The sequence below is a fragment of the Thiocapsa sp. UBA6158 genome (genome assembly GCF_002423035.1).
Lineage (GTDB): Bacteria > Pseudomonadota > Gammaproteobacteria > Chromatiales > Chromatiaceae > Thiocapsa.
The window spans coordinates 1-20,433 of sequence record NZ_DIUM01000107.1 but is presented as its reverse complement, the minus strand read 5'-3'; the positions used below and the strand labels follow the sequence as shown (position 1 = coordinate 20,433).

The 20,433-nt window shown below is 66.0% G+C and carries 23 protein-coding genes and 1 riboswitch; of the genes, 7 read left to right on the top strand and 16 right to left on the bottom strand.

All coding sequences use genetic code 11. From position 1 onward, the window contains the following. The first annotated feature begins 95 nt into the window (after positions 1-95). The gene (locus B4N44_RS14610; protein ID WP_296702218.1) at positions 96-2,342 is read left to right on the top strand and encodes a patatin-like phospholipase family protein; all 2,247 of its coding nucleotides are present in this window, start codon (positions 96-98) and stop codon (positions 2,340-2,342) included. A 78-nt stretch (positions 2,343-2,420) separates the two neighbouring features. On the opposite strand, the gene B4N44_RS14605 is transcribed toward B4N44_RS14610, so the two are convergent. The 9 genes from B4N44_RS14605 to B4N44_RS14565 all read right to left on the bottom strand — a co-directional run bounded on the left by B4N44_RS14605 (position 2,421) and on the right by B4N44_RS14565 (position 9,040). Next, positions 2,421-2,909: a hydrogenase maturation protease gene (locus B4N44_RS14605; RefSeq protein WP_296702215.1), complete on the bottom strand. Its 489-nt coding sequence runs from the start codon at positions 2,907-2,909 to the stop codon at positions 2,421-2,423. A 22-nt stretch (positions 2,910-2,931) separates the two neighbouring features. Next, positions 2,932-4,167: an organoarsenical effux MFS transporter ArsJ gene (gene arsJ, locus B4N44_RS14600; protein WP_296702213.1), complete on the bottom strand. Its 1,236-nt coding sequence runs from the start codon at positions 4,165-4,167 to the stop codon at positions 2,932-2,934. A 100-nt stretch (positions 4,168-4,267) separates the two neighbouring features. Then, entirely contained in the window at positions 4,268-5,269 is a 1,002-nt protein-coding gene (locus B4N44_RS14595; RefSeq protein ID WP_296702211.1) for an ArsJ-associated glyceraldehyde-3-phosphate dehydrogenase, read from the bottom strand. Further along, complete coding sequence (locus B4N44_RS14590; RefSeq protein WP_296702209.1) at positions 5,266-5,814, bottom strand: arsenate reductase ArsC; 549 nt, start codon at positions 5,812-5,814, stop codon at positions 5,266-5,268. The genes B4N44_RS14595 and B4N44_RS14590 overlap by 4 nt, the downstream gene beginning before the upstream one ends. Before the next feature lie 122 nt (positions 5,815-5,936). Then, the gene (locus tag B4N44_RS14585; protein ID WP_296702207.1) at positions 5,937-6,302 is read right to left on the bottom strand and encodes a metalloregulator ArsR/SmtB family transcription factor; all 366 of its coding nucleotides are present in this window, start codon (positions 6,300-6,302) and stop codon (positions 5,937-5,939) included. A 97-nt stretch (positions 6,303-6,399) separates the two neighbouring features. Next, complete coding sequence (locus tag B4N44_RS14580) at positions 6,400-7,257, bottom strand: energy-coupling factor ABC transporter ATP-binding protein (RefSeq protein ID WP_296702205.1); 858 nt, start codon at positions 7,255-7,257, stop codon at positions 6,400-6,402. After that, the gene (gene cbiQ, locus B4N44_RS14575) at positions 7,254-8,006 is read right to left on the bottom strand and encodes a cobalt ECF transporter T component CbiQ (protein ID WP_296702202.1); all 753 of its coding nucleotides are present in this window, start codon (positions 8,004-8,006) and stop codon (positions 7,254-7,256) included. Before cbiQ ends, B4N44_RS14580 begins: the two co-directional genes overlap by 4 nt. After that, positions 7,993-8,343 carry an energy-coupling factor ABC transporter substrate-binding protein gene (locus B4N44_RS14570; protein ID WP_296702198.1) on the bottom strand — a complete coding sequence of 117 codons (351 nt, stop codon included), beginning with the start codon at positions 8,341-8,343 and terminating at the stop codon, positions 7,993-7,995. The genes cbiQ and B4N44_RS14570 overlap by 14 nt, the downstream gene beginning before the upstream one ends. A 1-nt stretch (position 8,344) precedes the next feature. After that, positions 8,345-9,040: an energy-coupling factor ABC transporter permease gene (locus B4N44_RS14565; RefSeq protein ID WP_296702195.1), complete on the bottom strand. Its 696-nt coding sequence runs from the start codon at positions 9,038-9,040 to the stop codon at positions 8,345-8,347. Positions 9,041-9,183: 143 nt separating this feature from the next. After that, a riboswitch (cobalamin riboswitch) is annotated at positions 9,184-9,384 on the bottom strand. A 121-nt stretch (positions 9,385-9,505) separates the two neighbouring features. Here B4N44_RS14565 and B4N44_RS14560 point away from each other — a divergent pair. Continuing rightward, the gene (locus tag B4N44_RS14560; RefSeq protein WP_296702193.1) at positions 9,506-9,706 is read left to right on the top strand and encodes a hypothetical protein; all 201 of its coding nucleotides are present in this window, start codon (positions 9,506-9,508) and stop codon (positions 9,704-9,706) included. On the opposite strand, the gene B4N44_RS14555 is transcribed toward B4N44_RS14560, so the two are convergent. Beyond that, positions 9,703-10,209, bottom strand: coding sequence for an LEA type 2 family protein (locus B4N44_RS14555; RefSeq protein ID WP_296702191.1), 507 nt, complete (start codon positions 10,207-10,209; stop codon positions 9,703-9,705). The two genes, B4N44_RS14560 and B4N44_RS14555, sit on opposite strands and share 4 nt — an antisense overlap. A gap of 172 nt (positions 10,210-10,381) precedes the next feature. Here B4N44_RS14555 and B4N44_RS14550 point away from each other — a divergent pair, with 172 nt between their 5' ends. Beyond that, entirely contained in the window at positions 10,382-11,503 is a 1,122-nt protein-coding gene (locus tag B4N44_RS14550) for an anthranilate phosphoribosyltransferase (RefSeq protein WP_296702188.1), read from the top strand. Positions 11,504-11,513: 10 nt separating this feature from the next. Beyond that, positions 11,514-11,843, top strand: a complete 330-nt coding sequence (locus B4N44_RS14545) for a non-heme iron oxygenase ferredoxin subunit (RefSeq protein ID WP_296702185.1) — start codon at positions 11,514-11,516, stop codon at positions 11,841-11,843. A 167-nt stretch (positions 11,844-12,010) separates the two neighbouring features. On the opposite strand, the gene B4N44_RS14540 is transcribed toward B4N44_RS14545, so the two are convergent. From B4N44_RS14540 to B4N44_RS14530, 3 genes are read right to left on the bottom strand one after another with little or no spacing between them, the layout of a single operon-like run. Beyond that, on the bottom strand, positions 12,011-12,811 hold the full coding sequence (locus B4N44_RS14540) for a DUF2726 domain-containing protein (RefSeq protein ID WP_296702183.1): 801 nt from the start codon (positions 12,809-12,811) through the stop codon (positions 12,011-12,013). A gap of 12 nt (positions 12,812-12,823) precedes the next feature. Next, positions 12,824-13,282, bottom strand: a complete 459-nt coding sequence (locus tag B4N44_RS14535; RefSeq protein ID WP_296702180.1) for a hypothetical protein — start codon at positions 13,280-13,282, stop codon at positions 12,824-12,826. Positions 13,283-13,308: 26 nt separating this feature from the next. Then, entirely contained in the window at positions 13,309-14,370 is a 1,062-nt protein-coding gene (locus B4N44_RS14530) for an ABC transporter substrate-binding protein (RefSeq protein WP_296702179.1), read from the bottom strand. A 152-nt stretch (positions 14,371-14,522) separates the two neighbouring features. Here B4N44_RS14530 and B4N44_RS14525 point away from each other — a divergent pair, with 152 nt between their 5' ends. Then, positions 14,523-14,849 (top strand): hypothetical protein, encoded by a 327-nt coding sequence (locus B4N44_RS14525; RefSeq protein ID WP_296702177.1) that lies wholly within the window; start codon positions 14,523-14,525, stop codon positions 14,847-14,849. 115 nt (positions 14,850-14,964) lie between these two features. On the opposite strand, the gene mgtE is transcribed toward B4N44_RS14525, so the two are convergent. From mgtE to B4N44_RS14510, 3 genes are all read right to left on the bottom strand, one after another. Further along, positions 14,965-16,407, bottom strand: coding sequence for a magnesium transporter (mgtE, locus tag B4N44_RS14520; RefSeq protein ID WP_296702174.1), 1,443 nt, complete (start codon positions 16,405-16,407; stop codon positions 14,965-14,967). A gap of 137 nt (positions 16,408-16,544) precedes the next feature. Further along, complete coding sequence (locus tag B4N44_RS14515; protein ID WP_296702172.1) at positions 16,545-17,468, bottom strand: general secretion pathway protein GspB; 924 nt, start codon at positions 17,466-17,468, stop codon at positions 16,545-16,547. Then, positions 17,465-19,315, bottom strand: coding sequence for an ExeA family protein (locus B4N44_RS14510; protein WP_296702169.1), 1,851 nt, complete (start codon positions 19,313-19,315; stop codon positions 17,465-17,467). Before B4N44_RS14510 ends, B4N44_RS14515 begins: the two co-directional genes overlap by 4 nt. Positions 19,316-19,713: 398 nt before the next feature. Here B4N44_RS14510 and B4N44_RS14505 point away from each other — a divergent pair, with 398 nt between their 5' ends. Next, positions 19,714-19,950, top strand: a complete 237-nt coding sequence (locus B4N44_RS14505) for a hypothetical protein (protein WP_296702166.1) — start codon at positions 19,714-19,716, stop codon at positions 19,948-19,950. Next, positions 19,947-20,426, top strand: coding sequence for a 7TMR-DISMED2 domain-containing protein (locus B4N44_RS14500; RefSeq protein ID WP_296702164.1), 480 nt, complete (start codon positions 19,947-19,949; stop codon positions 20,424-20,426). Before B4N44_RS14505 ends, B4N44_RS14500 begins: the two co-directional genes overlap by 4 nt. Positions 20,427-20,433 lie beyond the last annotated feature (7 nt).

Below are 20,433 nucleotides of genomic sequence, written 5' to 3'. Positions count from 1 at the left end.
CGCCCGCGACCGATCCTTGCATTACAGCACTGCGCACCGACGCGGTGTGTCGCGGGCATGCTACCGTAGCGCTTTTTTCAACGAGGAACGACATCGTGTCTGTGCGTGCTCTTCAGCATCCACTGCGGCTGACGCTGCTGCTGGTCCCACTGCTCGGACTTGTGCTTCCGAGCGCACCGTCGGAGGCCGCGGGGCGACCGACGATCGGCCTGGCGCTCTCCGGCGGCGGGGCACGCGGCGCGGCGCATGTCGGCGTACTGAAGGTCATCGAGCGAATGGGGATCCCGGTCGACTATGTCGCCGGCACCTCGATGGGTGCCGTCATCGGCGGGCTCTATGCCATGGGCATGTCGCCGGACGAGATCGAGGCCACCATCGAGGAGATCGACTGGACGGCGATCTTTCAGGACGTGCCCCCGCGTCAGGATCGGCGCATCCATCGCAAGCTCGACGACAACGACTTCCTGTTGAGCGCAAGACCTGGCGTGAAGGAGGAAAAGCGCGAGGTCAATCTCGTCCCGGCCCTGATCCAAGGCCATCGACTTGACCTTGCCTTGCGCCGCTACACGCTCCCGGCACGTTCGATCCATGATTTCGACGATCTGAAGATCCCCTTTCGCGCCGTCGCCACCGACGCGGTGACCGGGGAGGCGGTCATCCTCGGAGGCGGTGATCTCGCGACCTCGATCCGCGCCAGCATGGCAGTGCCCGCGGCCTTCGCCCCGGTGGAGATCGACGATCAACTCCTTATCGACGGCGGTCTGGCCATGAACCTGCCGGTCAGCGTCGTACGCGAGATGGGCGCGGACATCATCATCGCGGTGGATGTCGGCGGACCGAGGCGCGACCGCGAAGAGATCAACGATGTTCTGGAGATGCTCGACCAGGTCATGGGCCTGGTCACCTGGCGCAACACCCAGGAGGAGATCGCCAAGCTACACGAAGGCGACGTCCTCATCACTCCGCCCCTGGAGCGCGAGGTCACGGCCGCTGACTTCAACAAGATGTTGGAGGCGATCGCCATCGGCGAGCGCGGCGCGCAGGAGCAGCGCGCCGAACTGGCTGCGCTCGAGATCCCGACCACCCGGTATGCCGCCTATCTCGACCGCCAACGCCTCGGAGGCGAGCCGATGCCGATCATCGACCGCGTGCGCGTGGAGAATCGCTCGCGACTGGCCGACGCGCTGATCACGCAGCGCCTGGATGTGCCGCTCGGCGAGCCGCTGAACACGACTGCCCTGGAGGCACAGATCGACCGCGTCTTCGATCAGGACAATTTCGAGTCGGTCCAATACCGCGTCGAGCAGACACCCGAGGACGAGACCGAGCTGGTGATTACGGCCACGGAGAAATCATGGGGTACCAGCTCCCTGCAGTTCGGTATCGAGCTGTCCTCCGCCTCCGGCGGCGACTCGCGATTCAACGTCGGCGCGGCCTACACGATGGCGCCCGTCAACGCATTGAACGCCGAGTGGCGGACCTTTCTGCAGGCCGGCGAGGAGCCCGGTCTGATCACCGAGATCTATCAGCCGCTCGACCCCTTGGAGCGCTGGTATGTCGAGGCCATGGCCGGCTACTTCACCGAGAGTCTGACCCTGTTCGAGCCGGAGAAATCGGATAATCCGTCGGCGAAATATCTGATCTCGCGTCTCGGCGGATCGCTCGAAGGCGGCCGGAATTTCGGCGACTGGGGACGACTCGGACTCAAGTACAGACGCTATGCGGGCGATGCCGACCTTCGCTACGGCGACCCGGGCATGCAGGGGTACGGGTTCGACGAAGGCTCGCTCGGCCTGACCTTCTATCTCGACACACTCGACAGCGCCAATTTCCCGCGTCGCGGCTGGGTGGGCAACGCGTTCGCTTTGACCTCCCGGACCGAGATCGGCGCATCCGAGAACTACGATCAGGCCGGGTTCAACCTGGTGAACGCCCAAAGTTGGGGGAAGAACGCGCTCCTGACCAGCATCCGAATGGCCGGCAGCTTCGGCGGGCAGGAACCGGCGCAGTCCTTCTATCGACTCGGCGGCTTCCTGAATCTCTCCGGTTTCAATCAGGACGAACTCTCGGGTGCAAACCTCGGGCTCGCGCGTGCCGTCTACCTGCGCAACCTCACCACCGGACTCGTCAACACCTATGCCGGGGCCTCTCTGGAGGTCGGCAACGTCTGGGAACAGCGCTCCGAGATCCAGGCCGACAACCTGCGCTTCGGCAGCAGCCTCTTCCTGGGCGCGGACACCTTCATCGGCCCCATTTACCTCGGATACGGCTTCGCCGACGGTGGCTTCGGGGCGCTCTATCTCATGCTCGGTCGACCTTGGAACACCCGAGCAACCGACTAAACCGCGTCCGGAGCGCGATGCGCATGTTCGAGCAAGCTCGACGTTTGGTGCATCCGCGACCCTCAGCCGAGACGCGGTTTAAATCGGGCCTCCGACGCCCCCGCCGGCACGCAAGAGCCGGGGCAAAAAGCGTACGGCCCGGTCGAGATTGGCCGATGCACGCTCGCTCAAAGGTTCGCCGAGCGCGAACCCGTAGCCGCGTATCGCGAGCAGCCGGGCCGGCGGGGGCGCCTGTCCGTTGACCTGTCGAAACAGGGCCAGCAAGGCGCTCGGAGCAAGTGCATGCGTGCTGAACGACGCATCCGGGCTCGGGCGCAAGGGAAGGAAGGTGAATGGCTCGGGGCCGCCGACGGCCGCATCGACGAAGATGACGCGCTTACGGCCCTGCAGGTCGAGGACATGCTCGATCTGGAGCTGAAAGTCGGTCAGGGTCTCCACTCCGCACCGCGCGAGATCGAGATCCAGGCTCAGACGCTCGATCAGGAGCGGCCCCAGGGCGTCGTCCCCGCGCGAGGGATTCCCGCAGGCGAGAATCAACACCGGGCCGACGCCCGATGCCGATGTCATGCCGCCGGGCTCGCCTTGGGCATCAGGCGGCAACCGCCATCGGCTTGGACTCGTCGACCTCGGGAAGGCGCAACGAGAGCAGGAAGGCGGCGAGCACGAAACCGGCCGACCACCACAGACACCCTTCGATCCCCTGCGTCTGATAGACCAGACCCGAGAGAACCGTCCCCGCGAGTCGCCCGCCGGCATTGGCCATGTAATAAAAGCCCACACTCATCGAGACCTTCTCGAAGTCCGAGTAGGCCAGGATCAGATAGGAATGCACCGCCGAGTTGATGGCGAACAAGATACCGAACAGGATCAAACCGACGATCAGCACCTCGCCCGGCGGCCAGCCCCGGTGGAGCGCGAAGGCGATGCCCGCAGGCACGATCGCCAGCAGCAAGGCCCAACGTCGCGCCGTGCGGCCGCCCGGATGACGCCGAACCGCATTGCGTGACCGCCCGAGATGCAGCAGTCGCGGTGCCGCGGCCTGCACCATCCCGTAACCGATCACCCACGCCGCCATGAAGGTACCGACCTGGGTGAAGCTCCATCCCAGCACCGAATAGAGAAACACCGGCAGACCGACCACGAACCAGACGTCCCGTGCACCGAAGAGAAAGAACCGCGCCGCCGAGAGCCAGTTGATCGCCGGCGTATTGGAGAAGACCTGCGTGAACTTGGGCTTGGACGCCATGCGACCGACGCCCGAGGGCAGCAGGATCGCGGTCACGATCAGCACGACCGCGAGCATCCCGGCGAGCACCGCCAAAGCCCCGCGAAACCCGATCAGCTCGAGCAGCGCCGCGCCGATGAAGAAACCGGCACCCTTGAGCGCGTTCTTCGAGCCCGTAAGGATGGCGACATATTTGAACAGGCGCGACTCGCCGCCCGCCCCGACCAGGGTCTTCACCGTCGCCTTGGCCGACATCTTGTTCAGGTCCTTGGCGATCCCGGACAACGCCTGCGCCAGCATCACATAGGCGACCGTCAGCCAGGCATCCGGCACCGTGAGCATGGCGAGCGCCACCACCTGCAGCCCCATGCCGATGTGCATGGTCAGATTCAGCCCGATGCGCGCACCCAGCCAGCCCCCGACCAGATTGGTGACGATGCCGAAGACCTCGTAGAAGAGGAACAGCATGGCCACCTCGAACGGCGAATAGCCGAGCAGGTGGAAATAGAGCACCACCAGCATCCGGATCGCCCCGTCCGTGACGGTGAAGGCCCAATAGCCGGCGGTCACGGTCAGATAGTTGCGGGTGTTGGTATCCATCAGGTCTCGGTGGCCTATTGTCGACGACGCGATCGACCGTCTATCCCGAAGAATCGATGGCCGTAGGAGGGGTAGAGCGCAGCGAAACCCATCCTCCCGGCTAGAGCCCCTCTCCCAACATCCGCGCGATCTCCATCATCCGATTCACATAGCCCCATTCGTTGTCGTACCAAGCCAACACCTTCACCTGCGTCTCGTCGATAACCATGGTGGAGAGCGCGTCGACGATCGACGAGCGCGGATCGTCCTTGTAGTCGACCGAGACCAGCGGACGCTCCTCGTAACCGAGGATCCCGGCCAGCTCGCCTTCCGCCGCCGTCTTGAAGTAGCCGTTGACCTCCTCGACCGTCACCGCACGCGCGGCCTCGAAGACGAAGTCGGTCAGCGAGGCGTTGAGCAGGGGCACGCGCACGGCCAAGCCGTTCAACTTGCCCGTCAGCTCCGGGAAGATCTTGGTGATCGCCTTGGCCGAGCCGGTGCTGGTCGGGATCAACGACTGCCCGCAGGCACGCGCGCGACGCAGATCCTTGTGCCCGAGATCGACGATCCGCTGGGTGTTGGTGATGTCGTGGATGGTCGTCATGGTGCCGTGGCGGATCCCGATCCGCTCGTGCATCACCTTCACCACAGGGGCCAGACAGTTGGTCGTGCAGGACGCGGCCGTGACAAGATGATGCTCGGCCGGGTCATAGAGGTGATGATTGACGCCGTAGACGATGTTCAGCGCGCCATCGGTGGGCGCCGCGACCAGAACCTTTTTGACCCCTTGATCGAAGTAGCCCTGAAGCGTCTCGGGCTTCTTGTGGTGTTTGCCCGTCGCCTCGATGACGATGTCGCAGTCCGACCAATCGGTGTCGGCCAGCGCCGGGTTTCGGCTGTAGGCGATCGACCGGTCGTCGATCCGGATCGCGTCGTCCTCTCCAGCGCAGTCGGGGCCCCAAACGCCGTGGACCGAGTCGAACTTCAGCAGATGCGCCGATCCGGCGGCGTGCGTGGCGATCTCGTTGATCCGGACAAACTCCAGACCGTTCCGACCCCAAGCCGCGCGCAGCCCCAGTCGCCCCATGCGGCCGAAGCCGTTGATCCCGATGCGGACGCTCATCGTCCCTCCGATTCCGACAACAGGGTTTCGATCGGCTCCGACGCGGGAAGCGGCGTACGCCCGATCGCGTCGAGCTCGCGTTGCAGCTTGAGCCGATCCAAGGACGCGAGCGGCAGGCTGAGAAAGATCTGGATCCGATTCTGAAGCGCGGCGAAGGCATGGCGAAACGCCATCATGCGCGCGACCTCGTTGCCCTCGATCTCGGCAGGATCCGGCACCCCCCAATGGGCGGTCATCGGCTGCCCCGGCCAGACCGGACATCTCTCCGCCGCGGCGCGATCGCAGACCGTGAAGACAAAATCCATCTCCGGCGCGCCCGGTTCGGCAAACTCGGCCCAGTCCTTACTGCGCAGGTCATCGGTCAGGTAGTTGTTGCGCCGAAGGACCTCGAGGGCGAGCGGATGCACCTCGCCCTTCGGATGACTCCCGGCGCTGTAGCCATTGAACTGACCACGGCCGAAGCGGTTGACGATGCATTCGCCGAAGATGCTGCGTGCCGAATTGCCGGTGCACAAAAACAGCACCTTGTAGGGTCTCTCGACCATGGATCGTTCCTCGTTGGGTGAAATCTCGCCGGACGAGCGTCCGATGATTGACCGCGATAGCGGTGCGAAACTGCGAGTGTGCGCGAACCAAAGCGGGGGCCGAGCCATACACCACGCCCGGATCAGGCGCAGCGGGGAACACCCGGTCGGTTCGCCATCAGCGCCAACACCCGATCGTCCTCCACGAATGGCCGCTCGCCGCACACCGCATCGAACGTCTCGCGCAGCACGGCAGCGACCCAATCCGGCAGCACCGGGCTCACGCGATAGAAGATCCACAAGCCCTCGCGTCGATCCGTCACCAGACCCAGCTCGCGCAGCTGCGCGAGATGTCTGGACACATGCGGTTGAACCGCCCCGATGGCATGCGTCAGCTCGCAGACACAGAGCTCGGGGTGACGCATCAGCAGGATCAGGCAACGCAGGCGCGTCTCGTGAGCCAGCGCTGCAAAAAAATCGGTCGGTTGAATCGTCACGGCCGGAAACATACCCCAAAACGAATATTGAGCAAAATGAAGGTTTGATGACGGCTGCGGATCGATCGCCTGCCGCGAGGATTCCGGCGCGTCGGGCCGTCTTGATCGATTAAGCCGGCAGCCGGTCGGTGGCCGCCGCGTCGCTCAAGATGGCGATCAATGCCTCCGCCGTGCGCGGCGCACGTCCGTCACTCCAAGATTGCGTCCGGCACAGCGCCCGGGCCAACTGCAGCAGCACCGGCATCGCAAGCCCGGCGGCGGCAAGCAGCGCGGGGTCGCCCAGGATCTCGGCCGGATCGCCCTGACGCAGCAGCCGGCCTTCGACCAGGATCGCCACCTCGTCCGCCCAAGCGTAGGCCAGATCGACGTCGTGGGTGGCGAAGACCAGGGTGGCACCTTGGGCATGGAGTGCATCCAGGGCGAGACGCAGCTGCACGACGCCTTGTCCGTCCAAGCCTGCGTCGGGCTCGTCCAGGATGAGAAGCTCGGGACCCATCGCCAGCACCCCGGCGATAGCGGCACGCTTCTTCTGCCCGAAGCTCAAGAGATGGGTCGGGCGCTCGGCCAGGTGACCGATGTCCAGAGCGGACAGGGCCTCCATCACACGGACGTGGGCCCTGGACTCGGACAGCCCCTGATTGAGCGGACCGAAGGAGACATCCTGATAGACAGTCGCGGAGAAGAGTTGGTCATCCGGTTCCTGGAGGACCAGTCCGACGCGACCGCGCCAGTCGGCCAGCGCCCGGCGGTCGTACGCGGCGGGGCGGCCGTCGAGACGCAAGGCGCCCGCCCGGGGCCTCAGGGTACCGTTCAGATGCAGGAGCAGCGTGGTCTTGCCGCAGCCGTTGGCGCCCAAGAGTGCCAGCCGACGCCCGCGCTCGACCCGCAGGTCCAGGCCCTGCAGCGCGGCGGCGCCGCCGGGGTAGTCGTAGCGGAGACCTTCGACCTCGAGGATCGGCGCGCTCACGGCAGAAGCCGCCCGAGCGCAAGATCGGTCGCACCCACCAGCAACAGGGTCGTGCCGGCCAGCACAACTCGCGTTGCCGACAGGGCGCGCGGCGGGGTCAGCACCTTCAGCTCGCCCTCGAAGCCGCGGGCGGCGAGGCCGATCTCGAGCCGTCGCGCCCGCGCCAGCGAGCGGCCGAACAAGGTCGCCGCCAGCACGCCGAGCGAGCGAATTCCGCGGCGCAGGGTGCCGTAGCCGAGCCGGGCCTCTTGGGCCCGACGCCCGGCAATCGCCTGCCCAGTCGCCACGAACAGCAGCCGATACATGAGCAGTGCGATCTCCACCACCGGCTGAGGCACCCCGACGCGACGCAGCCCGGGAATCAGCTCGGACACGGGCGTGGTCAGTGCCAGACCGGCGAGACAGGACATGGCCGCGAGCGAACGCAGGCCGACCTCCAGCGCCACACGGGCCCCCTCCGCGGAGAAGGCCAGGCGCGGGCCGGGCGAGAAGTCCAGGGACAGGGCCAGAAAGGGCAGCCCCGCCAGCAGGAATCCGCCGGGAATGGCGAGTGTGCGCAAGAAGGCCGCCAAGGGAACACCGGCCCCGATCACCGTGGCCGCGCTCATGACGATCAGGACGAGGGGCGCGCTCGACAGGGGCGGAAGGATCACCGTGAGGAGGAGTAGCCCCCCGAAGAGCAGGATTCGCTCGCCGGGGTGATGGTCGCTCCAGCGGTTGTTCCAGGCGTAATGGTCAATCGGGAGCATCGGCCGAGGTGCGGTCGGGCCGAGCACCGGAGTCCCGAGCGTCCACCCGTTTCGAGGGTTGCGATTGACCACGACGCAGCCCCAGATAGAAGCCGAGCAACCCGGCTCCCAAGGCCGCTTGCAGGGTAAACAACAGCGACTCGATCTCGCCGCTCGGCGGCTCCCAAAGCGGCTCGAACCAGGGCAAATAGTCCGGATGCGCCTCCGAGATCGCCGCCTGCGCCTGGCCGTCGGCCCCGGAGAAGGGCTCGGCGAGCTCGCCCGTCACGGGCAAGAGCAGAGGCATCACGGCCAGGACGAGGACCAGACCGAGCAGGATGAGGTTGGTGCGGGTCATCTCAGGCCCTCCCGGCCGCGCCGAGCTCCTGACCAAAACCCGACCGACGGTCGAATCCGACCTCGTTCAGATCATCTCGGTTGTAGCGAACCAGCAGGTTGACCACGACGACGGTGAGCAGTCCCTCGATCACGGCCAGCGGGACCTGAGTGAGCGCGAAGATCCCGCCGAACTTGGTCAAGGCCCCGGCAAAACCGCTGACCGGATCCGGGAAGGCCAAGGCGAGCTGGCCGGTGGTGACAAGGTAGGTCGCCAGATTCCCCAGCATGGCCGCACAGAAGACCGCGACGCCGAGCCCCAAGGGGCGCGCCAGCCGAAAGCACCCGTAGGCAACCCAGGGCCCGACGATGGCCATGGAGAAGATGTTGGCGCCCAAGGTGGTCAGCCCGCCGTGGGCGAGCAACAGGGCCTGAAACAGGAGCACGATGGCCCCGAGCACCGCCATCACCGAGGGCCCGAACAGGACGGCCCCGAGCCCGGTGCCCGTGGGATGCGAGCAGCTGCCGGTGACCGAGGGAATCTTTAGCGCCGAGAGGACGAAGGCGAAGGCGCCTGCGCTGGCGAGCAGCAATTTGGCTCGCGGCTGCTCCCGGCTGATCCGGGCGATGCGCCGAGCACCGACCACCAGGAAGGGCAACGAGGCTGCGGTCCAGGCGGCGGCATGAAGCGGAGGTAGAAAGCCTTCCATGATGTGCATACGTGACTCTCGCTGAGGCGAAGGGTCGCGGCGGAGAGAGACGCTTCGGTGCAAGAGCCAGGCAAGACCCCTGGTGTACCGGGGCCGCACAAGACGCCGAGGGGATGCGGTCTCGCCACCGGGACACCCCGCCCGGTTGAACGATCGGACTCGCGGTAGCGGCAGGTCTCCTGGCTCGCAGGTCATCGCCCTGCCCTCGCCTTCCCAGACGCGCGTTGCGGCCAGTGGCATGGTTTGCGGGGAGGACTCGCTGCTGACAGTTGCGGGGGCAGCCATGGCTTTACACCATGTTCCCTTTTAATCCCGTCGGGCATTGCTGCGCGAGGGAACCGGCACCCTTTCGCCGCGCAGAATAGACCCGACCGATCTCGGGGTCAAACCGGGACGTTGCCTCGTCGCCGCAGTGTCGCCGAGACAGTCGACACCACGACGCCGGCTGAGCCGCTCGCGCACGGGATCCACGCGATGTTCCGGCCCGCCAGGCACCGCCCCTCGAGCGCATGCGCTCTCGAACGCACGACGAAACGTGTCGAGCGGCATGGGTCGACCGAACAGGAAGCCCTGGAACCGGCTGCAACCTATCTCGAGCAGCAGGTCGCGCTGGGTCTCGCGCGCGACACCTTCGGCGATGATCGGCGTGCCGCGATTCAGATCATGCGCTGCTAAAACCCTGCACCCGAGACCAGTGCCGCGGGTGCAATCGTGCCGCTGTGCCGATAGGGTACGGGCAGACGCACCCCGGCGGCATCCACGTAGGCGATTCCGCTGACCGTCCAGGCGAGCCTGTCCTTGGTCAGCAGCAGTCCGGGCAAGCTCGGCAGCAAACCCAGCAGGTTGCTGTTGACCTCCACGTCGACCTGCTCGGTCCCGCCCGCCGGGATCAGGCGTGCGAGCTCGCTCGAGCCCTCGGCGAGGTCTTGGCCTTCCACCTGGACCCGATAGCTCAAGCCCTTGATCGGAAGAGCGCGGTCGTTGGGGTTCTTCACACCCAGATTGACGAGAAAGGACTGACGATCGAGCCCGAGGAGCTTCGGCTGTGCCCCGAGCAGCGCGACCTCGGGCGCCGTCCAAGGCACCGTCAGGCTCGTACAGCCGGCGGCGAAGTACAGGACGAGCAGGGCCGGGATACCGAACAGCGCACGCCGGGGCAGACGAATGCAATGGACCATCTGTGTCGACTCCGAATGGTGAACGGCCGTATCTTGCACCAACCGCTCGGGTTCGCGCGCGTTGAGATCCGACGCCCGCGCCACCAGAATGGCCGGCACTGCGATCAGACTCGGTTCGCGCACGGCCTCTGCCGGCCGACACCGAAATACAGCCAGGTCCCGGAGGACAATCATGAATAGTCAGGCCAGCGCATCGAGCGACCCCAAGACCCAGATGCGCTCGATCATCCAGCGCATCGCGACCGGTCCGGAGCTCTCCAAGGACATCTCCACGGAGGAGGCCCGCATCGGTATGGGCGCCATCCTGGACAACGCGGTCGACCCGGTGCAGGCCGGTATCTTTTTGATCGCCCTGCGGATGAAGCGCGAGACCGACGAGGAGCTCAAGGGCATCCTGGACGCGGTGCGCGAGGCCACGGGTCATGTCGTGGCGGACGTGGATGACGTGGTCGACATCGCCGATCCCTACGACGGCTACAACCGCTGCCTGCCGGCATCGCCCTTCCTGATGCCCGTGCTTGCCGAATGCGGTGTCCCGGCGTTCAGTCACGGCGCTCATGCGGTCGGACCCAAGTTCGGCGTGACGCATCGCCACATCCTCGACGCCGCCGGGGTGCCGGTCGACCTCTCGCCGGTCGAGGCCGCGGAGCGACTGGCCGATCCCGCGCTCGGCTGGAGCTATGTCGATCAACGCGCCTTCTGCGCCCCGCTGCACAACCTGGTCGATCTGCGCTCCACCATCGTCAAGCGTCAGGCCATCACCACGGTCGAGGTCTTGGCCCGGCCGATCCACGGGCGCAAGCACACCCATCTGGTCACGGGATACGTCCATAAACCATATCCGCGCATCTATGCCATGTTGGCGCGTCATGCCGGTTTTCATTCCGCACTTCTGATCCGCGGCGTCGAGGGCGGCGTCATCCCATCGCTGCGCCAGAAGGGCACCTGTTTCAACTATCAGCAGATGTCGGAGGAGCAGTCCTTCGAGGTCGATCCGACCGCTCTGGGGATCGCCCAGTCGGTGCGCGCTGTTCCCTTGCCCGAGGATCTGCCCCAGACCACGCGTCCGGGCGACGAGATCGCTGTGGCGGTCGATGTGTTGGCGACCGCGCGAGCCGCGGCCCAGACGGGTATCGCCGCCCTGGAAGGCGCGCAGGGTCCGACCTACGACAGCCTGGTATTCGCGGGCGCGCTGATCCTCTGGCATCTCGGGCGCGAAGGCTCGCTGGAAGTCGCCGCGGAGCGCATCCGCGACGTGCTGGATTCGGGCAAGGCGGCGAAACGGGTGCGTTGAGGAGATGCCGATGGACACACCCTATGTCGCCGTTGCCGGCACGGACGAGATCGCCCCCGGCAAATTCCTGAAGGTCGTCGTGGACAACCAGGCGTACATCGTCGCCAATGTCGACGGACGTTTTTATGCCGTCGAGGACAACTGCAGCCACGAGGACTATCCGCTCTCCTACGGCTGTCTCGACGGGGATCGGATCAAGTGCTCGCTGCACGGCAGCCGCTTCAGCCTGAAAACGGGCGAGCCGATGGATGAGCCGGCGGACGAGCCGATTCGGACCTATCGGCTCGTTGTCTCCGAGGGGCGGATCTGGATCGACCCGACTGAACCGCGTCAGGGGTGATTCGGGTGATGGCGAGGTGCTTTCTCACGCACCGCTTACTTGAAAACGTGTCGGGACGCGGTTCAGGAGGTTGAGGGGAGAGGGTTTAAACCGCGTCTCACCGGGATCGAGGACATCGCCAAAGCCAAACGCAACATGAAAACGACGCATGTCGCTCCGGACGCGGTTTAGATCCTCGCGCGTTTGGGGCGATCTTCGTCGAATTCGACCTCGATTCGGGGCTCGGGCATACGCGCCTCGGGGCCGATGTCGAGATCGTCGTCGAGGTGCAACCGAGGCTCGGTGCGGGTACGTGGCTTGATGGGAGCGGGCGCGCTCGGCGCTGCTTGCTCCGTCGAGTGTGTCGAGAGAGTCGGCAAGGCCGAGCGCTTGGTGCGGATTCGCCCCGGAACCTTCTCGCCGATGACGTCCGAGAGGTCACGCAGCGCATCACGGGTATCTTGCGCCGAGAGTTCCTCGGCACGGGGGTGGATTCTGAGCGTCTGCATCGCCGAGAACACCTGCTCCTCGATCTCCACAACCGAATAGACATCGCTCTCGCGAAAGCGCACGAAGGGGAGCTTGGCCGCGGCGCAGATGCGATCGAGCCTGTTCTTCGGCGGGCGTCTGGACAACCGCGAGCGCGCCGCGAGATTCACCGCACAGGCGATGGCGCTCGACTCCCGGGTACAGATCACGAAATCGAAGACCTGCTCGGCGAGGCGCTCGGCCGCGCGCTCGCGAGCACGCCGATCGAGCCGGCGCTCGACCTCGATGATGTCGGCCGCACGGACCTTGGCGTAGACCCGATAGCCTTGCCCGACGGCCCGCTCGAGCACCGCAGCGAAGGCACGCTGCGTCGGCGAGAGCAGAAAGGCGTCGACACGGTAGGGTAAGCGGTTGCGCTGCCTGAAACCGTGCCACAGGCTGAATCCGAAGGCGAGCGCCGCGAGCGCGCCCAGTCCGAGCAGAAAATAGAAATGCTGCATGATCCGTTCGACCTACATCGACCCGCCGAGCGCGGGGTTCGGAGCCGGGAACGCGATCCCCCGACCATTGAGCCAAGCCCGGTCCAGCGCCCAGACGATCGAGCCCACATCGGGCTCGGCCAGCATCAAACCGATGGCGTGAAACTCAGTGCGCTGGAGCCGATCCCGAGCGGCGGTGAAGGCCGGATCGTCGGCGGGCTTGCCGGCCAGTGTCGGATCCATCGCGACCAGGGCATCGTCCATCGGAACGTCCGCGTCGTAGGGGCGCGTCAGGGTCACGATGCCGTTCAAAAAAAGCAGCGCCTTGAAGTCGTACGGATACTCCGCGAGGATGGGATCCCGTTCCAAGACAGCGTTGAGCTGCCAGATGCGCGGACCGAACGCCATCCCGCCCCAAGGCAGCAGCGACAGGATCAACAGCACAACCAACACACCCGAGCCGATCACGGCGTTTCGCGTAAAGCGATCCATAGTCCAACCTCGATCCGGAACAAGGGTTAATCGTCGCGGGCGGGCTCCGGGTTGAATCCGAGCCACAGCCAACCGCCGACGAGAAGCAACAGGATACCGGCCAGCACCAACCGGTACCAACCCGGATAACGTACCGCGCTTAAACGATAAACGGCCCCGGCACTGACCATCGGGCCCTCCCCGGCCACCGGGATGATCCAGCTCACGCCCGTCTCGGGCGGTTCCCAGAGTGCATCGAAGGATCGCAGCGGGCCGGCGATCGAGAGCGCTTCGCGCGTCTCCGCGAGATCGAGCGCGGACAAGCCGTCGTCCGTGCCGATCCACAGCCGCTGCAGTCCGCGCGCGTCCGGCGACGCACGATAGAGTGCGAGGACGCGGCGCTCGCGCGGGAACTGTGCCAACGCCGCCCAGGTCTCGCCCGGTACGCTCTGCCGATAGAGACCCCGATCCGTCCCCAGGAGGAGCATGCCGCCTTCGGTCTCGGCGAAACACAGTGCCTTCACGCCATCGGGAAGCCCGCGGCTGTTCGCTGTCCAGGGCGACAAGAGCGTTTCGATCGCGACCGAGTAGACCCCCTCGCCGATCGTTGCGGCGTGCAGATGGATGCGACCGTCGCGCCGCTGCTTGGCCAGCCGATACAGCGGCACGCCCGAGAGCGGCCGGTGCCAGGTGTCCTCGGCATGCACCCACAGACCCTCGGGTGTCGCGGCCAGGAGTCCTGCCTCGGTCTCCAGGACATCGCTGACCCGCGGGTTGCCGGGCGGCGGCGCACGGTCGGTCGTGGACAGAAGTCCGGTCGCCGTGCCGACCGCACGGCGACTCGGCTCACCGCGCATCGCCAGCACCAGACGACCCTCGAGCCCGGCGTCCTCCTGCTCCCAGCCGTCGCCGTCGAAGCGCCAGATTTCGCCGGCTTGGGTGGCGGCAAGGATGGTCCCGTCATCGCCCTGCGCGAGGACCGTCACATGCGTCTCCAAAGGCAGATTCTCGCGGATCAAGCGCTCGCCGCCCGGCAGCAGGAATCCAAGCGCGATCAGGACGAGCCCGATCGCGATCGGTGCGGCCACCGCGATTCGACCTAGGGTCATTTCAAGCTCCGATCGATGCGCCCGACAGGACCGAGCGACCCACTGCACGGTGATCCTCCACAGGGGAAAAAGGCCGCGGAGCGTTCAGCGTCGGTTCAGCTTGGATCTGCAACCATACTCGCGACCCAATCGACCGACGAGGAGAATCGAGTATGTTCAATCGCAAGCCTGCATTGTTGATCGCTCCGGCCTTCGCGCTGCTCGTGGCGGCGACCCCGGCGAGCGCGGACCAATTAAGCACCCGTGCAGCCGTCGGCGGCGGCCTCGGTGCTGCACTCGGCGCCTTTGTCGGCGGCGAGCTCGGCGGTCGCAATGCCGCCATCATCGGCAGCGGACTCGCCGGTGCCGCGGCCACGGCGATCGCCACCGACGGCTACGACAGGCCGGTCTATTCCGAAGGTCACGGGGCATCCTATTCCTGCCCACCCGGCCTTTGGAAACAAGGTCGTTGCGGCGACGAGTATGTCTACGGCAACTGATCGGACCTCTCCGGTCGGCCTTGAGCTCCGCGGGTTCGGCTCGGCCGCCGGGGCACGGCGGCACGCCGAAGGGCCTGCTCGCCTCCGGGCGAGCAAACCCGGCGACCGTCCCGGGCTAGAACAGAAACAAGCTCGCCAAGCCGAGAAAGATGAAGAAGCCGCCCGAGTCGGTCAGGGCGGTGATCAACACGGAGCTGCCGAGCGCCGGATCGCGACCCAGCCGTTGACGGATCAGTGGAATCACCACCCCGGCGGTCGCCGCAAGGAGCAGATTCAGCATCATGGCCGCGGTCATGACCAGCCCCAGCTCGTAGTTGCCGTAGAGCAGCCAGGCCGCCACGCCGACGACCCCGCCCCAGACGATGCCGTTGATCAAGGCCACGCCGAGCTCCTTGCGCAGCAGGCGCCACAGCGCGGACGGTTGAACCTGCCCCATCGCGATCGCGCGCACGATCATGGTGATGGTCTGATTGCCCGCGTTGCCGCCGATACCCGCGACGATCGGCATGAGTGCGGCGAGCGCGACCAGCTTCTCGATCGAGCCCTCGAACAGGTCGATGACGCGCGAGGCGATGAAGGCGGTCACCAGGTTGATGGCCAGCCAGGCCCAGCGGTTCTTCACCGAGCGGATCACGGGCGCGAAGATGTCTTCCTCCTCGCGCAGACCGGCATTGCTGAGGATCTCGGCCTCGGATTCCTCCCGGATATGGTCGACCATCTCGGCGACGGTCAGGCGACCGATCACGCAGTTTTCGCTGTCCAACACGGGGACCGAGACCAGGTCATAGCGCTCGAAGGCGGTGGCGGCCGAATCGGCGCTGTCGTCCGGCGAGAAGCTCACGATCGACTTGGACTGCATGACCTTCGAGACCTCGGTCTCGGGGTCGTTGATCAGCAGTGATTCCAGGGTCAGGACACCGCGCAGGCGCTCCTCCCGGTCGATGACGAAGATCTTGTCCGTATGATCGGGCAGCGTCTCGAACCGGCGCAGATACCGCAGGACGACTTCCAGGGTGACGTCCTCGCGCACCGTCACCATGTCGAAGTCCATCAGCGCACCGACCGTGCCCTCGGGATAGGACATGGCCGCGCGGACCTGCTCCTGCTCCTCCTGATCGAGCGAGGCCAGGACGTCCTGCATGATCTCGGGCGGCAGATCGGGGGCCAGATCCGCCAGCTCGTCGGCGTCCAAGGTCTCGGCTGCGGCCTTGATCTCCTCGGCGTCCATGGTCCCGAGCAGGGTGGTGCGGACCGCATCGGAGACCTCGAGCAGGATGTCCCCGTCTTTCTCGGCCTTGACCAAATCCCACACGAACAGACGGTCCTCGACGGGCAAGGCTTCGAGGATACAGGCGATATCCGCCGGATGCAGACGATCGAGCTTACGACGCAACCGACCCAGGTTCTGCCTGTGGGTGATGTTCTCCACCAGCTCCTGGTGGGGCATCCGCTGACGATGCACTAGGGTGTCGACCAAGCGCAGGCGCGCCAACAGGCGCTCGACATCGCGCAGGTGGCGATGCATGGCGTCGGTGTCGCGAGCCTTGGATTGTGTCATTGGAACGGCGCCGGGGTCGGGATTAAGGAGGTCGGGATTGTGTAAAACGCGGAGCTGCGCACTTTACGGAATTTGCCCGCCTGTTGCTTCAAGAATTCGTGTCCAACCAATCACCACTTACCACCCGCCACTCCATGTCAGCGACGCACGAAGAAGGGATTGCCCAGATAGCTCAAGACCGCACCCTCCGGGATGATACGCTCGACGCGAATCCCGTCGCGGGTCTCCTCGCCCTCGACGTAGCGCAGTGCATTGATGAGCACAAAGCGCTTGGCGGCATCCTCGTCGTAGACATGCACGGTCATGAAATAGGCGGGCAGCTGCGCCTGCTGCAATGGCGTCAGGCGCAGTTTGGTGGGGTCCCCTCGGATGTCCGCCGGCTGGCGCTGCTCCACGGGGGGCGGGATGCCTTGCTCGCGACGCACCTGCTGCTTGAAGCTTTCGATGTCTTCGACCAGATCCGGCGGCACGGCCGCACGCTGCGGCCTGCGCAGCGGCGCGGGCGGCTCCGCATAGGCCGCCTGCTCGGCATCCAACTGACGCTGAAGTTCCTGTTCCAGCCAGGGATCCGGTTCTGCCTCAAACGCCGGCTCCTCGCCCGGGAACCTCTCCGGGTCGGTACCGGGGACGCCGGGCACAAGCGGCGAAGAGTCCGCCCCCCCCGAACGGCGCGGCGATGTCTGCGCCTGCGAGGATTCGGGCGAAGACGCAGACGAATCGGCGCCGGTCGAGGCGATCATCGGCACCGCATCCGCAGGCGCTTGGCCGGAATCCGCTGCAGAGAGGCCCGGCGCGGATGTCGACATCGGCATCGGGGCCACCGCGGGCTCGGCATCGGCCTGCACGGGTACGGGTACGGGCACGGGCGCGGGCGTCCGCAACACCGCGTAGAGCGCGATGACCACCGCCACTGCCGCCAAGCCGACGGCGAGCAAGCCCCAATGTCTGGTCGGCACAGGCTCCTTGTCCTCGCTGAACATCCCGCTGGTGTCCAGCGTCGGGACGCGCCCGAGCTCGCGCTCCTGCTGAGACTTCTTCAACGCCTCCAGGATATAGCTCATGGCTCCGTGGGCTCCGTACTCGCGGACTCGGATGCGTCGGACATCCGGACCAGCCTGGGCACGCCGGGAAGATCCACGGCGTTGTGCAACTGAATGAGTGTGCGCGGACCGGCGATCCCATCCGTGATTAAACCGCGCGACGCCTGGAACGCCCGAACCGAGCGCGTCAGCTCCGCATCGTAGTAATTGGAATCGCTGGCCGGAAGCCCCGAGGCCGGCACCTTCGCCAACAGATCCCGCAACCACCGCACCGACTCCCCCGAGGTGCCCGGACCGATCAGCGTCGACCCGGTCGGCGGCGGCTGCCACACCAGGATGTAATCGCCGGTCCAGACGGACTCCAGCCGATCAAGCGGCGCCAGCTCGTCCCCGCCCGCTAGGGCAAGCGTGCCGAACGACTCATCGAGCGCGCTCAGGGCGAGGAAACGCCGAGCGCCCTCCGCGTCCTGAACGCGGAGCAAGACCGGACGATCGAAAAGACGAAGATCGTCGAGGTCGCCCCGCCCACTCTCGCACCTGAGCCCAAACGAGGCGACACGTCCGCAGGGGTCGCCGGCCGGAAGGCTCTCGACCTCCACACCCCAACGCATCAACAGCAGACGCAGTGCGTCGGACTCGGACATCGCGATGCGGGCAAGCGTCTCGGCGAGGACGTCCGGCTCGAAGCGCGCGGGGTCGATCTGCGGCAGCGCGTCCGCCGCTGCACCGTCGAGCGAGGCGTCGTCGTCCGGAGCAGCCGCGCCGGAGGCCGCAAGACCGACCGACCCGGGCAGCGTCCCATCCGCAGCCCCGTCGGACGCAGCAAGCAGCGAACGAGGCGATTCCGGGCCGGCGTCCTGCTCCGAGTCTTCGCCGGCACGCTCGGGTCGCGGCGCGGCGGCCGAGAGGGTGCGCTCGCCCGGGAGCAGGTTGGCCAGGAACGCCGCGGCATCGTCGGACACCCAGGCATAGCCGAGCCAGCCGGCGATCATCGCGAGAACGAAGGCGGCGGCGGCAGCGAATCCGGGCCGCACCGCCGGGCGAGGCGGCTTATCGATCGACTCGCCCTGCACCTCGCGCGCCGCGCGCTTGACGATGGCCGGCGTTACCTGAGAGCTGCGCGTCACGCAGGCGCCGAGCAGCGCGCGATCGCAGAGGATGTTCACGAGGCGCGGGACACCGGCGGAGCAGCTGTAGATCCGTCGAATCGCCGCCGCGGTAAACAAGGGACGGTCGACACCGGCGACCGCAACCCGATGGCGGATATAGTCGCCGGTCTCCTCGCGCGTGAAGGGCCGCAGGTGGAAACGCGCGGTCACACGTTGGTTGATCTGGCGCAGCGCATCGCGCTCGAGCAGACGTCGCAACTCAGGTTGGCCGATCAGAAAGATCTGCAGGAGCTTGTGCTTGCTCGTCTCCAGATTGGTGAGCAGACGCACCTGCTCCAGGACCTTCGGGCGCAGGCTCTGCGCCTCGTCGATGATGAGCACGGGTCGACGGCCCTTGGCGTGCGCGTCCAGCAGATAGACGTTGAGCCGATCGACCAACGCCTTCACCGAGCGCTCGCCTTCGGGTACCGGAATCCGAAACTCGTCGCAGAGGTTGAGCAACAGCTCGTTGGCGGTGACCGCGGGGTTGAGGATCAAGGCGACCTCGACCCCTTCAGGGAGCTGCTCCAGGAAGGCACGACAGACGGTTGTCTTGCCCGTCCCCACCTCGCCGGTGAGAAGAACAAAGCCGCCGCTTTCCCCCGCCCCGTAGAGAAGATGCGCGAGGGCCTCCTTATGCTGCTCGCTCAGGAACAGATAATGGGGGTCCGGCGCAATGGAGAAGCTGGGTTCCTTGAGCCCGAAATACTTGGGATACACGCTGATTCTCGATGAGGTAATGGCGGTGGACAAGGCGTCGCGCGCAGCTTGACCGATCGAGCGATACACCGGGGTATCGGCCGTAGGCTCGGGCCGAAGGGCAAGGCGATGACGGATCAACGGCCGTCGAAGAGGTCCACAGGAGGCCCGACCGAGCGCCCGCTGCCCGACCGATGCATTTTGCGGGGTTTACGTCGCTCGCGCGAGGGTAGTCAGGCGGGCGGGGGGCGTCAAGTCGATAGGAGCTCGCGCGAAAGGGGTCGGCATCCGCAGGCGCGAGTTTGCAGCATGGTCGCTGCGTTGCATGCGTCGAGATCGATTCGCTGGAGTGAGATCGCTGATCAAGGTGCAATCGCGTTCAAAGCCCAACGCCGGATCAAAACCGCGCCCGGTGCGCGATGCGTGATTTGTTGGCCGACCAGGCGAGCTTCTGCGAGGCCCTGCAGGCGGCGTCCGAGCGACGGCCCGAGGAGCTGGACGACGCCTTTTGGGATCTCGCCGACACCGGCCGCGCGCGCTTTCTGGAGGGCTTTGCGTGGGTGCCATCCTATCGCGAGGATCTGGTAGTCTATCTGGCAGGCGTCCTCCGACATCATCGAATCGGTGTTCGGGATTTTGATGGAAAAAGCCGGTGATTGAACATCCTAGTCTGCGCCTTGCCGTCCTGTCTCCCCGACGGCTCCTTCCCGGCATGTTGTCGATCACCGCAGTGTTGGTTGCGCTCGCCTTGCTCACGCCCGTTGCCCTTGCGGCCGTCGTGCAGGTCGACGGCGAGGAGCGTCTGGTCTTGGGGCCGCACTATCAATACTTGGAGGATCCGAGCGGAGATCAGGACCTGGACACCGTAGTGCGGTCCGATCGGTTCAAGGCCGAAGACCTGGGGATGGACCCGAACCTCGGCTATACCGCATCCGTCTGGTGGGTCAAGACCCACCTCTACTCGTCAGAATGCGGACGACGACTTCTGGAGCTGCCTTTTCCGACGCTCGATGCGGTGCGTGTCTACCTGGTCGAGCGCGACAGCGGCAAACTGCTACAGCGTTTCACCGCGGGCGACCTGCGTCCCTTCGCGGAGCGCCCCTATTTACATTACCCTAAAAAGAGCAGTTGACGCCCGT